The organism is Allobosea sp. FW305-C-101 (assembly GCF_058783685.1).
On the sequence record NZ_JBYSYT010000002.1, the window covers coordinates 263,419 to 277,424 of the forward strand.

Genomic DNA, 14,006 nt, shown 5'->3' on the forward strand with positions numbered 1-14,006 from the left:
CGAGCATGACGCTCGTCTCTATCACCCCACCGCGGTCGGGATCAGGCTCCGCGCCACGCCCTCGATGCGCTCGGCCGCAGCGACCAGCGCTTCCGCCGCCCGGTCCTCGACCTCGCTGAGGCGCTCGTCGGCAGCGCCGGCATCGCCCTGCGTCGCCGCGAGATCGGCTTCCAGCTTGGCCAGTCGCTGCTTCAGTTCATGGACCTCGTCGGCCACCATCAGCGCCGCCATGACGTGCAGCCGCATGTCGCCGATCTCGCCGAAGGCCTGCCGCATCTCGCCGATCTTCTCGTCATAGAACCGGGCGAGCCCTTCGAGATGGGCCTCCTCGCCCTCTCCGCAGGCCATGCGGTAGGCCTTCCCGGAAATCATGACGTTGACTTGCGGCATTCGGTCTCCAGTTCCGCTTTAGCTTTGAGTGGCCTCGGGCTCCGGCGGCTGCTGCGCCTCGACCCGCGCGATCACCGCGCCGACGACGTTCATCGCCCGCTCCAGCCGCTGGTCGACATCGGCCGCGGCCGTCTCGACCTGCCCGAGGCGCGACATCGCGCCGTCGAGCTCGGCCGCCAGCCGCGCCCGGTCGTCCTGCATCAGGGCGAGTTCGGTTTCGAGATTGCCACGTCCACGCTCAGCCTCGACCCGCCGCCGCGCCGCCGCCTCCAGCTGCCCGAGCGCCGTATCGAGACGGGCCAAGGCATTGTCCAGCATCAGGCTCGCCACCGTCGCTCTCCTTTCAGATCGAAGCCGGCTCACACGATTCGTGCCACAATTTACAGCAAAGCGCCGGAAAACAGGAATCGATCTCACAGCTTGCAAACACGTCCTCGCAACGGCTTGCCCGAAGCAGCTGAGGCGCCGCCTGCGGAAAACCGACCAAAAGCGTTGCCTGCGACCCCGAAAGCAGGGTTTGGCGAATTGACTCGCAGGGAGGGCCGGGCCTAATCCACCCCGTCCTTTCCAAGCCTGCCGCAAGCGGCGGCAAGACTGCCTTCCCCCCTCGCCGGCCCGCTGTCGCGCAGGCCGGCCCGGTCCTCCCGCCCGCCAGACGGAGCCCTGTGAGATCATCATGACCACCATCGATCGCGCCCAGCACGACAAGCTCGCCAACGCCATCCGCGGCCTGGCGATGGACGGCGTCGAGAAGGCCAAGTCCGGCCATCCCGGCCTGCCGATGGGCGCCGCCGACATCGCCGCCGTGCTGTTTACCCGCGTGATGAAGTATGACGCCGCCGACCCGCGCTGGCCGGACCGCGACCGCTTCGTACTCTCCGCCGGCCACGGCTCGATGCTGCTCTACGCCCTGCTCTATCTCACCGGCGCGCCCGGCATGCAGCTCGACGACCTCAAGGCCTTCCGCCAGCTCGAGTCGAAGACTCCCGGCCACCCCGAGAACTTCATGACCTCGGGCGTTGAGACCACCACCGGCCCGCTCGGCCAGGGGCTGGCCACCGCCGTCGGCATGGCGATGGCCGAGCGCATGCTCGCCGCCGAGTTCGGCAAGAAGGTCGTCGACCACCACACCTATGTGCTGGCGTCCGACGGCGACCTGATGGAGGGCATCAGCCAGGAGGCGATCGCGCTTGCCGGCCACCAGAAGCTCAACAAGCTGATCGTGCTCTGGGACGATAACGGCATCTCGATCGACGGCCCGCTCTCGATCACCGACAATGTCGACCAGGTCGCGCGCTTCAAGGCCTGCGGCTGGCGCTCCGAGCGCGTCGACGGCCATGATCCCGAGGCGATCGAGGCCGCGATCAACCGCGCCCGGAAGTCGAACAAGCCGACCATGATCGCCTGCAAGACCGTGATCGGCTTCGGCGCGCCGAAGAAGGCCGGCACCTCCAAGGCGCATGGCGAGCCGCTCGGCGCCGAGGAGCTCGCCGCCGCCAAGCAGAAGCTCGGCATCACCGGCGGCGCCTTCGAGGTCGCGGCCGATGTGCTCAAGGCGTGGCGCGGCTTCGGTGCGGCCGGCGCCGCCGCCCACAAGGATTGGAGCGAGCGCTTCGCCACCCTCTCCGAGCGCAAGCGCGGCGAGTTCGACCGCCGCTTGGCCCTTGCCGTCCCGGCCAAGCTCGAAAAGGCGATCCTCGCCCATAAGAAGGCGCTGATCGCCGCGCCGCAGGCTGTCGCCACCCGCAAGGCCTCGGAGCTGGCTCTCGAAGCCATCACCCCGATCATGCCCGAGCTGGTGATGGGCTCGGCCGACCTGACCCCGTCGAACAACACCCGCACCAAGGCTGCCGAGGACTTCACCCCGAAGACCCCGAAGGGCCGCTATGTCCGCTACGGCATCCGCGAGCACGGCATGGCTGCCGCGATGAACGGCATCACGCTGCATGGCGGCTTCCGCACCGGCGGCGGCACCTTCCTGGTCTTCGCAGACTATGCCCGCCCCTCAATGCGCTTGGCCGCGCTGATGAGCCTGCCGGTCGTGTATGTCATGACCCATGACTCGATCGGCCTCGGCGAGGACGGCCCGACCCATCAGCCGGTCGAGCAGGTCGCAAGCTTGCGCGCCATGCCGAACATGCGCGTCTTCCGCCCGGCCGACACGATCGAGACCGCCGAGGCCTGGCAGGCCGCGCTGGAGCGCACCGACGGCCCGACGGTCCTCGCGCTCTCGCGCCAGAACCTGCCGCAGCTGCGCACCGACGCCACCGCCAAGAACCGCTCGGCCACCGGCGCCTACGAACTGCTGGCGGCCGAGGGCGGCAAGGCCCAGGTCTCGCTCTTCGCCTCGGGCTCCGAGGTCGAGCTCGCCGTCGCCGCGCGCAAGCTCTTGGCCGAGAAGGGCGTCCGCGCCCGCGTCGTCTCGGTGCCGTCGCTCGAGCTTTTCCTTGAGCAGGACGAGGCCACTCAGGCCTCGGTCATTGGTTCGGCTCCGGTCAAGATCGCCGTCGAGGCCGGCGTGCGCTTCGGCTGGGATGCCGTCATCGGCCATGACGGAACCTTCATCGGCATGAACTCCTTCGGGGCCAGCGGCCCCTACAAGGAGGTCTACAAGCATTTCGGCATCACGGCGGAGGCGATCGCCGACGCCGCGATGAAGAAGCACAACGCCTGACGGCCTATTTGCCGCAGGCAGGGCTGATTTTCCCGAAAGACATCTTGCGTTCGGCCATTCTTTGGCCGAATTGCCCGCGTGGATAGCGACGGCTTACGCCGGACGCTCGGCGAAGGAGAGGAAGACATGACGGTCAAGGTGGCGATCAACGGCTTCGGCCGCATCGGGCGCAACGTTCTGCGCGCGATCATCGAGTCGAAGCGCAAGGACATCGAGGTCGTGGCGATCAACGATCTCGGCCCGGTCGAGACCAACGCCCATCTCTTCCGCTTCGACTCCGTCCACGGCCGCTTCCCCGGCACGGTGACCGTCTCCGGCGACACGATCGATGTGGGCCGCGGCCCGATCAAGGTCACCGCGATCCGCGATCCCAAGGACCTGCCGCACAAGGCGCTCGGCGTCGATATCGCCTTCGAGTGCACCGGCATCTTCACCACCCGCGACAAGGCTGCCGCCCATCTCGCGGCCGGCGCCAAGCGCGTGCTGGTCTCGGCCCCCTGTGACGGCGCCGACCTCACCGTCGTCTTCGGCGTCAACCATCACGAGCTGACCAAGGACCACCTCGTCGTCTCGAACGCGTCGTGCACCACGAACTGCCTCGCGCCGGTCGTGCGCGTGCTCCACGACACCGTGGGCATCGACAAGGGCTTCATGACCACGATCCATGCCTATACCGGCGACCAGCCGACGCTGGATACGATGCACAAGGATCTCTATCGCGGCCGCGCCGCTGCGCTCTCGATGATCCCGACCTCGACCGGCGCCGCCAAGGCGATCGGCCTCGTCATCCCCGATCTGAAGGGCCGCCTCGACGGCACCTCGATCCGCGTTCCCACGCCGAACGTCTCGGTCGTCGATTTCAAGTTCATCGCCAAGCGCAAGACCACGGTCGAGAAGGTCAACGAGGCCATCATCAAGGCTTCGAAGCGCGGCCCGCTCAAAGGCATCCTCGCCGTCACCGACCAGCCGAACGTCTCGATCGACTTCAACCACGATCCGGCGTCCTCGACCTTCGCCCTCGACCAGACCAAGGTCATGGACGACAAGTTCGTGCGCGTCCTGTCCTGGTACGACAACGAGTGGGGCTTCTCGAACCGCATGAGCGACACCGCCGTCGCCATGGGCGCCCTGCTCTGAGCCATCACCTTTCTGCCCTTCTCTGAGGGCATGACACATGAATGCGAGGCCGCGCTGCCAAAGCGCGGCCTCGCCCGACATCTCCCAGTTACGGAGCGCCCATGGCCAAGATCGAGCCGACCGTCGTGACCCCGGCAAACACCGAGCCCGTTACGACGCCGCCCCCCGCCTTCGGCCCCACGCTCGTGGCGACGACGCCAGCCGCCGAGGCCGCGGCGCCTGTCACCGATCCGCGCAAGCTCGACCAGCTCTCCCGCATCGAGGAGAAGGCGGCGCGCATCGAGGAGAAGTTCGCCCGCTACGAGGCCGTGCTGACCCGCGCGGAAGCCTCGCTGGAGCGGAGCGCCCACAAGGTCGACGCCGCTGCCGGCACCATGGATTTCGCCTCGATCCGCGGCGAGATTACCGCTTTGCGCAACCGCGTCGATGCGACGCCGCGCGCCGGCACGCTGTTCATGACGGCGATCATCACGGCCGTGCTGACCGTGATCCTCACCATCCTCGTGCTGAAATTCGGCGTGCCCGGCCTGTTCGGAGGCCTGCTCGCCCGATGAGCTTTCGGGACGTCGCCCTCCTCGCCGTGCCGCGCAGCCTGCGCTGGCGACCGGTCGAGGGCGTCGGACTGGAGCATCTGACGCTGGCGACCACGCAATCCGGCATCCGTGCCGAGGCCGTGGTCATCGGCGAGCGCGGCGAACCGCCGTATGGCGTGTCCTATCGCATCGACTGCACGGCGGATTTCACGGTCACCAGCTTCGCCATCGCGACGACCGATGGCCGCCGCCTCGCGATGGAGCGTCGCGCCGGCCGCTGGCATGACGCCGCCGGCACGCGGCTTCCCGCTTTCGACGACTGCATCGACATCGACCTGCAGGGCTCGCCTTTCACCAACACCCTGCCGATCCGGCGGGAGCGCTGGGAGATCGGCCAGAGCCGCAGCTTCGCGATGCTCTACATCCCCTTCGACGATTTCGTGCCGACCATCGACCGGCAGACCTATACCTGCCTCGCTCCGCGCCTGTTCCGCTACCAGGCGGCCGATGGCAGCTTCGAGGCCGAATTGCCTGTCGACGAGGACGGCCTCGTCGTCGATTATCCCAGCCTGTTCGAACGCATCCGATAAGAGAGCCCGATGACTGCCTTCCGCACCCTCGATGACGCCGATCTCTCGGCTAAGCGCGTGCTTGTCCGCGTCGACCTCAACGTTCCCATGGAGGATGGCAAGGTCAGCGACACCACCCGCATCGACCGTATCCTGCCGACAATTCGCGAGATCGCCGACAAGGGCGGCAAGGTCGTGCTGCTCGCGCATTTCGGCCGCCCGAAGGGCCGCGACGACAAGAACAGCCTGCGTCAGGTCGTGCCGGCTCTGACAGAGGCGCTCGGCCGCCCCGTCACCTTCGTCGACGACTGCATCGGCGATGACGTCGCCAAGGCGCTGACCGCCGCGAAGAACGGCGACGTGCTGCTGCTGGAGAACACCCGCTTCCACGCCGGCGACGAGAAGAACGACCCCGAATTCGTGCGGGCGCTCGCCGCCAATGGCGATCTCTATGTCAACGACGCCTTCTCGGCCGCGCACCGCGCGCACGCCTCGACCGAGGGCCTCGCCCATGTTCTGCCGGCCTATGCCGGGCGCACCATGCAGGCGGAGCTCGAAGCTCTTTCCGCCGGTCTCGACAACCCCGCCCGCCCTGTCATGGCGATCGTCGGCGGCGCCAAGGTCTCGACCAAGCTCGAATTGCTCGGCAATCTCGTGAAGAAGGTCGACGTGCTCGTCATCGGTGGCGGCATGGCCAACACCTTCCTGGCGGCGCGCGGCGTCGATGTCGGCAAGTCGCTCTGCGAGCATGACCTCGTCGGCACCGCCCGCGAGATCGAGGAGAAGGCCAAGGCCGCCGGCTGCGAGATCGTCCTGCCGGTCGATGCGCTGGTCGCCCGCGAGTTCAAGGCCCATCCCGGCCATCGCGTCGTAACGGTCGGCGAGGTCGCAGCCGACGAGATGATCCTCGATGCCGGCCCACTCAGCGCCGCCGATGTCGTGCTGCGCCTGGACAAGATCAAGACGCTGGTCTGGAACGGCCCCTTCGGCGCCTTCGAACTGCCGCCCTTCGACACCGCGACGGTCGCCGTCGCGAAGGCCGCGGCCAAGCGCGTCAAGGCTGGTGGGCTCGTCGCCGTCGCCGGCGGCGGCGACACCGTCGCGGCCATGAACCATGCCGGCGTCGCCGACGACCTCTCCTATGTCTCGACCGCGGGCGGCGCCTTCCTCGAATGGATGGAAGGCAAGGCCCTGCCGGGCGTCGAGGCGCTCAGGAAGCGCTGATCCAGCCGACATGGGCTGCCCTTGCGGCAGTTCATGTTTATGCTATGTTCTCTTCATGAGCGAGAATGTGCAGAGCGCGATGTTCGAGATCCTGAAGAAGATTCAGGCGGACCTGTCTTCGTTCAGGGCCGAGGTGAATACGCGCTTCGAGCATCTGGAGCAGCGCTTCGACACCATGGGTGACCTCGTCCGCAAGCAGCGCCGTGACACCGCCGGCCTGCTCGTCATGGCGAAATCGGTCACCGGCAATTTCGCCGAGGAACTCGCCGCGATCGAGGAGCGCGTCGCCGCTCTCGAGGCCCGCGGGCGCTGATCTTAAGCGCGAATTCCGCTTTCGCTTTACCTTCGTCGCTTTTCGCCGCTAAACCCGGCTTCTGTCTGTTTGTCCAAAGGGGAGTGCCATCGTGGCCCGTATCACGCTTCGCCAGTTGCTCGATCATGCCGCCGAGAATGACTACGGCGTGCCCGCCTTCAACATCAACAACATGGAGCAGGCGCTGGCGATCATGGCGGCGGCCGATGCGACCGACGCGCCCGTCATCATCCAGGCCTCGCGCGGCGCCCGGTCCTACGCCAACGACATCATGCTGAAGCACATGATGGACGCGGTCACCGAGATCTACCCGCATATCCCGGTCTGCGTGCATCTCGACCATGGCAATGAGCCAGCGACCTGCATGACCGCGATCCAGGCCGGCTTCACCTCGGTGATGATGGACGGCTCGCTCAAGGCCGACGGCAAGACCCCGGGCGACTGGGACTACAATGTCGGCGTGACCAAGACCGTCACCGACATGGCCCATCTCGGCGGCATCTCCGTCGAGGGCGAGCTCGGCGTGCTCGGCTCGCTTGAATCCGGCGAGGGCGAGAAGGAGGACGGCCACGGCTTCGAGGGCAAGCTCAGCCACGATCAGCTCCTGACCAATCCCGACGAAGCCGTGAAGTTCGTCGCCGAAACCAAGGTCGATGCGCTCGCCATCGCCATGGGCACCTCGCATGGCGCCTACAAGTTCACCCGCAAGCCCGACGGCGCGATCCTGGCGATGCATGTCATCGAGGCGATCCACAAGCTGCTGCCGAACACGCATCTCGTCATGCACGGCTCGTCCAGCGTTCCGCAGGACCTCCAGGACATCATCAACCAGTATGGCGGCAAGATGCCCCAGACCTGGGGCGTGCCGGTCGAGGAAATCCAGCGCGGCATCAAGCACGGCGTGCGCAAGATCAACATCGACACCGACAACCGCATGGCGATGACCGGCCAGATCCGCAAGATCCTGTCGGACAACCCCGGCGAGTTCGATCCGCGCAAGTACCTGAAGCCCGCCATGGAAGCGATGACCAAGCTCTGCAAGCAGCGCCTTGAGGAGTTCAATACCGCCGGCCAGGCCTCGAAGATCAAGCGCGTCATCACGCTGGCCGATATGGCCAAGCGCTACGCCAAGGGCGAGCTCGACCCGACCTTCGGCGCCAAGAAGGCGGCCTGATTGGGACGTCATTCTCGGGCCGCGCATCGCGCGGACCCGAGAATCTCATGCCGGCCAGTAAAAACGCCCGGCAATGCCGGGCGTTTCCATTTTCAAGAGATGGTCGGGTCAAGCCCGACCACGACGGCTTCGCTCACACCCCGATCTTGCCTCCACCCTTCCGGGTGATCGCCACCACGGAGGGCCGCACCGGCATGTCCGGCTTGAAGTCCGGCCAGCGGGTCGAGAGATCCTCATAGTAGGACCGGCGGCCGAATTCGGGCCAGTCCGGACCGTCATCGCCGGGATGCTGCACGGCGACGAAGGCGGTGGTGTCGTCCGGCGTGAAGCAGGGCCCGCACAGCTCCGCGCCATGCGGCACGCGGTAGAACAGCTTCGAGGTCCGGCGCGCGCCGCCCTCGGTATCGACGGCCCAGAGCCCGTCCGTGCGCCCGGTCACATCGATGCCGTTGCCATCGGTCGCAACCCAGAGCCGCCCGGCGGAATCGACTACGGCATTGTCGGGCATGCCGAACCAGCCGTTCTTCGTCGTCTCGGTCGAGAAGCTCGCACCGACCTCAGCGACCGACGGGTCGCCGCATTTCAGCAGGATTTCCCAGCGCCCTTTCGTCGCCGTGTGATCGCCATCGGCCTCGGCGATCTCGATGATATGGCCGAAGGCGTTCTTGGCGCGCGGATTGGCGGCGTCGACCTCGCCGTCCTTGCGGCTCGTATTGTTGGTCAGCATCACATAGACGCGCCCCGTCACCGGGTTCGGCGTGATGTCCTCCGGCCGGTCCATCTTGGTCGCACCGAGCAGGTCACCGGTGCGGCGCGCCTCGATCAGCACATCCGCCTGGCTCTGGAAGCCGTTGGCCGCCGTGAGCGGGCCCTGACCGAAGACCAGCGGCAGCCATTCATGTGTGCCGTCCGCCGCGAATTTCGCGACATACAACGTGCCGGCATCGAGCAGGTCGAGATTGCTGGCGCGGTTGTTCGGGTCGAAGCGGCCGGCCGTGACGAACTTGTAGACATAGTCGAAGCGCTCGTCGTCGCCGAGATAGGCGACCACGCGCCCGTCCTTGGCGACAATCATATCGGCGCCCTCATGCTTGAAGCGGCCGAGCGCGGTACGCTTCTTCGGCACCGAGTTCGGATCGAACGGGTCGACCTCGATCACCCAGCCGAAGCGATTGGCCTCGTTCGGTTCCTTGGCGAGATCGAAGCGCTCCTCGAAGCGGCCCCAGGCGTAAGGCGAGGACGGCACGGCAAGGCGCTTGTAGTTCGCCTCCTCGCGATGGCCGTCCGGCAGCTTGCCGGAGAAATAGCCGTGGAAGTTCTCCTCGCCCGAGACGAAGGTGCCCCAGGGTGTCAGCGCGCCCGAGCAGTTGTTGAGCGTGCCCAGCACCTTGCGGCCGCTGGCATCGGCCTTGGTCTGCACGCGCTCGGTGCCGGCGACCGGCCCCGAGAGCTGCATCTCGGTCGCCACGGTGATGCGGCGATTGTATTTGGAATCCTTGACCAGCGCCCATTGGCTGCCGGTCTTGCGGATTTCCGCGACCGTTGCGCCATGCGCCATCGCCTCGATCGCGAAGCGCTCCGGCGTCGCGTTCTTCATGACGGGCTTGCCGTCCTTCATCTCGACCACGCCCGGGAACATCAGGTGCGGGTTGGTGTATTCGTGATTGACGAAGAGCAGCCCATGCGCGGACGGGTCGGCCGCGCCCGTCATCGGCACATAGCCGACGAAATCGTTGTTGTAGCCGAACTGCTTGCTCTGAGCCTCGGCGCTCTGCTTCGCCGGATCGAAGGCCGGCGCACCGGCGGTCAGCGGGTCGCCCCAGCGCAGCAGCACCTGTGCCTCATAACCCTCCGCGACGTGATGATCGGCATCGACCCCGACCTCGACCTCCTTGAAGGCGAAGGCGGATTTCGCGCCTTGCGCCTGCGCTTCGGCGGCGCTCTCCAGCGCCAGCGTGCCGACCGTCGCCGAGATCGCCGAAACTGCGAGCGCGCCCTTGAGCAGCCCGCGCCGCGAGAAGCGCTGCGAGATCAACTCGCCCATAGTCGGGTTTTCGGTCGGATTCCGTGGCTCGGCATCCTCATGCTCCAGCATGCTGGCGCCGAAGGTGGATTCGTGATCGTCGTCGCGCATGATCGGCCTCGGTCGCTTCGGATTGGAATAATGCGCAGCTAGACCCGGCCATTGACAGCCGCATGACACCACCGTCCACCGACGGGCCATTTTCGTGCAAGCTCCACGCCCCAGGCTGCCCCCGGCCCCGCGCCCGCCACCCTTTCCGTGTCCCGCGTTTTCTGGTTCAACGCTGGCTTGCTTCCGTTCCAGCCGGCTTCCCGCACCATGTCGATCGTCTTCTCTGCCCTGGTCGCGGTCTTCGTCGGCTTCGCCGCTTCCGTCGCCGTCATCCTGCAGGCCGCGCAGGCGCTGGGCGCCACGCATGGCCAGACCATTTCCTGGATCGCCGCGCTCTGCCTCGCCACCGGCGCCTCCAGCCTCTTCCTGTCCTGGCGCTACCGCATGCCGATGATCTGCGCCTGGTCGACGCCGGGCGCGGCGCTGATCGCGGCCGTGACCGGCTTCGACATGGCCTCTGCCGTCGGCGCCTTCCTGGTCGCCGCCGTGCTGATGATGCTGACGGCCGCCTTCCGCCCGCTCGGCAAGCTGATCGAGCGCATCCCGATGCCGGTCGCGGCGGCCATGCTCGCCGGCGTCATCTTCCGCTTCGTCGTCGCGGTCTTCGACGAGATGCGGCTCTCGCCTGGCCTCGTGCTGCCGCTGCTCGCCGTCTTCCTCGTGGCGCGACTGCTCAACCCGTTCCTCGGCGTCATCGCCGCGCTGGTGGCCGGCATCGCGATCAGCTTTCTCGGCGGCCTCGCCCATTGGCCTGCCGGAGCAATGACGCTGAGCGGCCTCGAATTCGTCACGCCGCGCTTCGATATTCCCGCCATGCTCGGCATCGGCGTCCCGCTCTATCTCGTCACCATGGCCGCCCAGAACCTGCCGGGCTTCGCCGTGCTGCGCGCCGCCGGCTACAATCCGCCGACCGCACCCTCGCTATTCGTGACGGGCCTGACCTCGCTCCTGACCGCCCCTTTCGGCGCGCACATGACCAACATGGCCGCGATATCGGCCTCGATCTGCACCGGCGGCGATACCCATCCCGACCCGGCCCAGCGCTGGAAGGCGGGCGTGCTCTATGGATTCGCCTATTTCGTCGTCGCCGCCTGCACCGGCCTGCTGATCGCCCTGCTGCTGGCGCTGCCCAAGGCGCTGATCGTCGCCGTGGCGGGCCTGGGGCTCGTCGGCTCGCTGACAGGCGCGCTCGGGCAGGCCATGGCCTCCGACAAGGAGCGCTTCGCCGCCGTCGTTACCTTCGCCGTCGCCGCCTCCAGCCTTTCGCTTTTCGGCATCGGCTCGGCCTTCTGGAGCCTCGTTGCCGGTCTTGCGGTCTTGACATTGGACTTCGCTGCGGGCCGTTTGCGCAGCCGATCATGACCACACAATCATTCTCCACTCGCCTGATGCTCGTCACCCCTCCCGTCGCGGACGCGGAGGCCATGGCCTTTCGCCTGATGCAGGCCATGGCCGGCGGCGATATCGCCGCCGTGCTGCTGCGCCTCACCCCCGGCGATGACCGCAGCCGAATCGAGCGCGTCAAGCGCCTCGCCGGCCCCGTCCAGGCCAATAGTGTCGCGCTCGTCGTCGAGGACAATGCGCTCGTCGCCGCGCGCGGCGGCGCCGACGGCGTCCATCTCACCGGCGGCCCGGCCGCGGTTGCCGAGGCCCGCTCCAGCCTGAAGAGCGAGCGCATCATCGGCATCGGCGGCTTGCGCGCCCGCCATGACGCCATGGATGCCGGCGAGGCCGGCGTCGACTACGTGATGTTCGGCGAGCCCCGCCCGGATGGATCGCTGCCGCCGCTGGCAGCCGTGGTCGAACGCGCCGGCTGGTGGGCCGAGATCTTCGAGACACCCTGTGTCGCCTATGCGCCCGATCCCGAATCCATCCCCGCACTGGTCGAGACCGGCGCGGAATTCGTTGCGCTCGGCACCTGGGCCTTCGACGAAGGGCAGGATATCCGTGCCCTGGTCGAGCAGGCCAACCAGGCGATCGCCGCCTGCGCGGCGCGGAAGGCGGCGCGATGAAACGGCTGGCCGGGCTCGTCCTGCTCGCCGGCGCCCTGCTCGCGGCTCCGGTTGAGGCGGCGCCTGCGCCGGACATGGCCTATGGCGCCTATCAGACCGGCCATTACCGCCGCGCCTTGTCCGAGGCGCTGAAGCGCATCGAGGCCGACAACAACGATGCCGCGGCGATGACGCTTCTCGGCGAGCTCTATCGCCAGGGCCTCGGCGTCCCGCCGGACCAGAAGGTCGCGACGGAATGGTATGAGCGGGCCGAGGCGCGCGGCGACATCAACGCCGCCTTCGCACTCGCGACCCAGCTTCTCGACGAGAAGAGCGGCAAGCGCGATACGGCACGCGCCGGGGCCTTGCTGGAGAAGGCCGCCGCCGCCGGCCACCCCGCCGCCAACTACAATCTCTCCCTCGCCCTGCTCGCGGCCAACAAGGAGGCCGAGGACAAGCGCGCCGTCGCCAGCCTCGAGATCGCGGCGAAGGCACAGGTCGGCGATGCCATGTATGCGCTCGGCGTCCTCGCCAAGCAGGGGCGCGGCATGCCGGCCAGCGAAGAGGCCGCAGCCCGCTGGATGAAGCAGGCAGCCGCTGCGGGCAATGTCCCCGGCGAGGTCGAATACGCCATCATGCTGTTCAACGGCACCGGCATGGAGAAGAACGAGGCCGCCGCGGCCAGCCTGTTCCGGCGCGCCGCCTGGCAGGGCAACCCGATCGCCCAGAACCGCCTCGCCAAGCTCTACCAGTTCGGGCTCGGCATCGCGCCGGACACGATCGAGGCCGCCGCCTGGCATCTCGCCGCCCGCTCGCAGGGCCTCAAGGACGCCGCGCTCGACGACCTGTTCGAGCGCCTGAAGCCCGAGCAACAGGCCCGCGCCGCCCGCATGGCCGCCAGCCGGATCAGCAGCGCCGTCTTGACGGCGCCCTAAGACCCGCGCAAGTGACGGCTCGCTAAATTTTCGCCGGGCGCAAGGCTTGCGCCGCTGGCTCATCGCGTCGCGTCGGCGCGCAAGAGGTTTCCGATGATCCGTTCCCCCCTGATGACCGTTATGACCGACGCCGTGATGAAGGCGTCCCGCTCGCTGAAGCGCGACTTCGGCGAGGTCGAGAACCTGCAGGTGCTCGCCAAGGGCCCGGGCGATTTCGTCTCCAAGGCCGATCACAAGGCCGAGGAGATCCTGCGCGAGTCCCTCGAGAAGGCACGTCCCGGCTACGGCTTCGTCCTGGAGGAGAGCGGCGTCGTCCACGGCACCGACGAGAGCAACCGCTGGCATATCGACCCGCTCGACGGCACCCACAACTTCCTGCGCGGCATTCCGCACTGGAACATCTCGGTCGCGCTGGAGCGCGACAACCAGTTCATCGCCGGCGTGATCTACGACGCTGCCAAGGACGAGATGTTCATGGCCGAGAAGGGCAAGGGCGCCTTCGTCAACAACCGCCGCCTGCGCGTCTCCGGCCGCAACGAGCCCGCCGACATGCTGATCGGCACCGGTATTCCGCATATCGGCAAAGGGGGCCACGGCCAGTTCCTGCGCGAGCTCGCGGCCGTGATGCCGCGCTTCGCCAATGTCCGCCGCATGGGCTCGGCCGCGCTCGACATCGCCTATGTCGCCGCCGGCCGCATGGACGCCTATTGGGAGCGCGGCCTCAACACCTGGGATTTCGCGGCCGGCGCCGTGCTGATCCGTGAGGCGGGCGGCACCTTCGGCACGCTCGACGGCAAGCCGATAACGAGCGCCAAGGACGTCATCTGCGGCAACGAGGCCGGCGAGCGCGCGCTGAGCGCCGCGCTGAAAACCGCAGCAGCCTGAAACCTAAGCGCCACGAAACTGTTGCTCTTTCGTGCTTGATCCCGGCG

At 67.5% G+C, this 14,006-nt stretch carries 14 protein-coding genes; 11 read left to right on the top strand and 3 right to left on the bottom strand.

What is annotated here, in order from left to right; translation table 11 throughout:
• Positions 1 to 21: 21 nt before the first annotated feature.
• Both AC3WMA_RS08780 and AC3WMA_RS08785 read right to left on the bottom strand, forming a co-directional pair.
• On the bottom strand, positions 22 to 390 hold the full coding sequence (locus AC3WMA_RS08780) for a cell division protein ZapA (RefSeq protein ID WP_492285013.1): 369 nt from the start codon (positions 388 to 390) through the stop codon (positions 22 to 24).
• 18 nt (positions 391 to 408) lie between these two features.
• A complete protein-coding gene (locus tag AC3WMA_RS08785; RefSeq protein WP_492285014.1) occupies positions 409 to 720 on the bottom strand; it encodes a DUF4164 family protein in 312 nt (103 codons plus the stop codon).
• Between the two features lie 346 nt (positions 721 to 1,066).
• On the opposite strand from AC3WMA_RS08785, the gene tkt reads away from it, so the two are divergent.
• From tkt to fba, 7 genes are all read left to right on the top strand, one after another.
• On the top strand, positions 1,067 to 3,064 hold the full coding sequence (tkt, locus tag AC3WMA_RS08790) for a transketolase (protein WP_492285015.1): 1,998 nt from the start codon (positions 1,067 to 1,069) through the stop codon (positions 3,062 to 3,064).
• Between the two features lie 126 nt (positions 3,065 to 3,190).
• Positions 3,191 to 4,201, top strand: coding sequence for a type I glyceraldehyde-3-phosphate dehydrogenase (gap, locus tag AC3WMA_RS08795; protein WP_492285016.1), 1,011 nt, complete (start codon positions 3,191 to 3,193; stop codon positions 4,199 to 4,201).
• Positions 4,202 to 4,302: 101 nt separating this feature from the next.
• On the top strand, positions 4,303 to 4,755 hold the full coding sequence (locus AC3WMA_RS08800; protein WP_492285017.1) for a hypothetical protein: 453 nt from the start codon (positions 4,303 to 4,305) through the stop codon (positions 4,753 to 4,755).
• On the top strand, positions 4,752 to 5,324 hold the full coding sequence (locus AC3WMA_RS08805) for a putative glycolipid-binding domain-containing protein (protein WP_492285018.1): 573 nt from the start codon (positions 4,752 to 4,754) through the stop codon (positions 5,322 to 5,324). Before AC3WMA_RS08800 ends, AC3WMA_RS08805 begins: the two co-directional genes overlap by 4 nt.
• Positions 5,325 to 5,333: 9 nt before the next feature.
• Positions 5,334 to 6,527 (top strand): phosphoglycerate kinase, encoded by a 1,194-nt coding sequence (locus tag AC3WMA_RS08810; protein WP_492285019.1) that lies wholly within the window; start codon positions 5,334 to 5,336, stop codon positions 6,525 to 6,527.
• 55 nt (positions 6,528 to 6,582) lie between these two features.
• The gene (locus AC3WMA_RS08815) at positions 6,583 to 6,840 is read left to right on the top strand and encodes a hypothetical protein (protein ID WP_293806078.1); all 258 of its coding nucleotides are present in this window, start codon (positions 6,583 to 6,585) and stop codon (positions 6,838 to 6,840) included.
• A 91-nt stretch (positions 6,841 to 6,931) separates the two neighbouring features.
• Complete coding sequence (gene fba, locus AC3WMA_RS08820; protein ID WP_310091380.1) at positions 6,932 to 8,014, top strand: class II fructose-bisphosphate aldolase; 1,083 nt, start codon at positions 6,932 to 6,934, stop codon at positions 8,012 to 8,014.
• 133 nt (positions 8,015 to 8,147) lie between these two features.
• Here fba and AC3WMA_RS08825 read toward each other — a convergent pair whose 3' ends face one another.
• Positions 8,148 to 10,148 carry a PhoX family protein gene (locus AC3WMA_RS08825; RefSeq protein ID WP_492285020.1) on the bottom strand — a complete coding sequence of 667 codons (2,001 nt, stop codon included), beginning with the start codon at positions 10,146 to 10,148 and terminating at the stop codon, positions 8,148 to 8,150.
• A 207-nt stretch (positions 10,149 to 10,355) separates the two neighbouring features.
• On the opposite strand from AC3WMA_RS08825, the gene AC3WMA_RS08830 reads away from it, so the two are divergent.
• The 4 genes from AC3WMA_RS08830 (at position 10,356) to AC3WMA_RS08845 (ending at position 13,959) form a co-directional block, all read left to right on the top strand.
• A complete protein-coding gene (locus AC3WMA_RS08830; protein ID WP_492285021.1) occupies positions 10,356 to 11,510 on the top strand; it encodes a benzoate/H(+) symporter BenE family transporter in 1,155 nt (384 codons plus the stop codon).
• Entirely contained in the window at positions 11,507 to 12,160 is a 654-nt protein-coding gene (locus AC3WMA_RS08835) for a thiamine phosphate synthase (RefSeq protein ID WP_492285022.1), read from the top strand. The genes AC3WMA_RS08830 and AC3WMA_RS08835 overlap by 4 nt, the downstream gene beginning before the upstream one ends.
• Positions 12,157 to 13,074: a tetratricopeptide repeat protein gene (locus AC3WMA_RS08840; protein WP_492285023.1), complete on the top strand. Its 918-nt coding sequence runs from the start codon at positions 12,157 to 12,159 to the stop codon at positions 13,072 to 13,074. The genes AC3WMA_RS08835 and AC3WMA_RS08840 overlap by 4 nt, the downstream gene beginning before the upstream one ends.
• A gap of 93 nt (positions 13,075 to 13,167) precedes the next feature.
• Positions 13,168 to 13,959, top strand: coding sequence for an inositol monophosphatase family protein (locus AC3WMA_RS08845; RefSeq protein WP_492285024.1), 792 nt, complete (start codon positions 13,168 to 13,170; stop codon positions 13,957 to 13,959).
• The last annotated feature ends 47 nt before the right edge of the window (positions 13,960 to 14,006 follow it).

What these genes read in the sequence shown, in the direction of transcription:
- AC3WMA_RS08780 (WP_492285013.1), bottom strand. Translation starts at nt 390, where the DNA reads ATGCCGCAAGTCAACGTCATGATTTCCGGGAAGGCCTACCGCATGGCC.
- AC3WMA_RS08830 (WP_492285021.1), top strand. Translation starts at nt 10,356, where the DNA reads ATGTCGATCGTCTTCTCTGCCCTGGTCGCGGTCTTCGTCGGCTTCGCC.
- AC3WMA_RS08800 (WP_492285017.1), top strand. Translation starts at nt 4,303, where the DNA reads ATGGCCAAGATCGAGCCGACCGTCGTGACCCCGGCAAACACCGAGCCC.
- gap (WP_492285016.1), top strand. Translation starts at nt 3,191, where the DNA reads ATGACGGTCAAGGTGGCGATCAACGGCTTCGGCCGCATCGGGCGCAAC.
- AC3WMA_RS08825 (WP_492285020.1), bottom strand. Translation starts at nt 10,148, where the DNA reads ATGCGCGACGACGATCACGAATCCACCTTCGGCGCCAGCATGCTGGAG.
- AC3WMA_RS08835 (WP_492285022.1), top strand. Translation starts at nt 11,507, where the DNA reads ATGACCACACAATCATTCTCCACTCGCCTGATGCTCGTCACCCCTCCC.
- AC3WMA_RS08815 (WP_293806078.1), top strand. Translation starts at nt 6,583, where the DNA reads ATGAGCGAGAATGTGCAGAGCGCGATGTTCGAGATCCTGAAGAAGATT.
- AC3WMA_RS08805 (WP_492285018.1), top strand. Translation starts at nt 4,752, where the DNA reads ATGAGCTTTCGGGACGTCGCCCTCCTCGCCGTGCCGCGCAGCCTGCGC.
- tkt (WP_492285015.1), top strand. Translation starts at nt 1,067, where the DNA reads ATGACCACCATCGATCGCGCCCAGCACGACAAGCTCGCCAACGCCATC.
- AC3WMA_RS08840 (WP_492285023.1), top strand. Translation starts at nt 12,157, where the DNA reads ATGAAACGGCTGGCCGGGCTCGTCCTGCTCGCCGGCGCCCTGCTCGCG.
- AC3WMA_RS08810 (WP_492285019.1), top strand. Translation starts at nt 5,334, where the DNA reads ATGACTGCCTTCCGCACCCTCGATGACGCCGATCTCTCGGCTAAGCGC.
- AC3WMA_RS08845 (WP_492285024.1), top strand. Translation starts at nt 13,168, where the DNA reads ATGATCCGTTCCCCCCTGATGACCGTTATGACCGACGCCGTGATGAAG.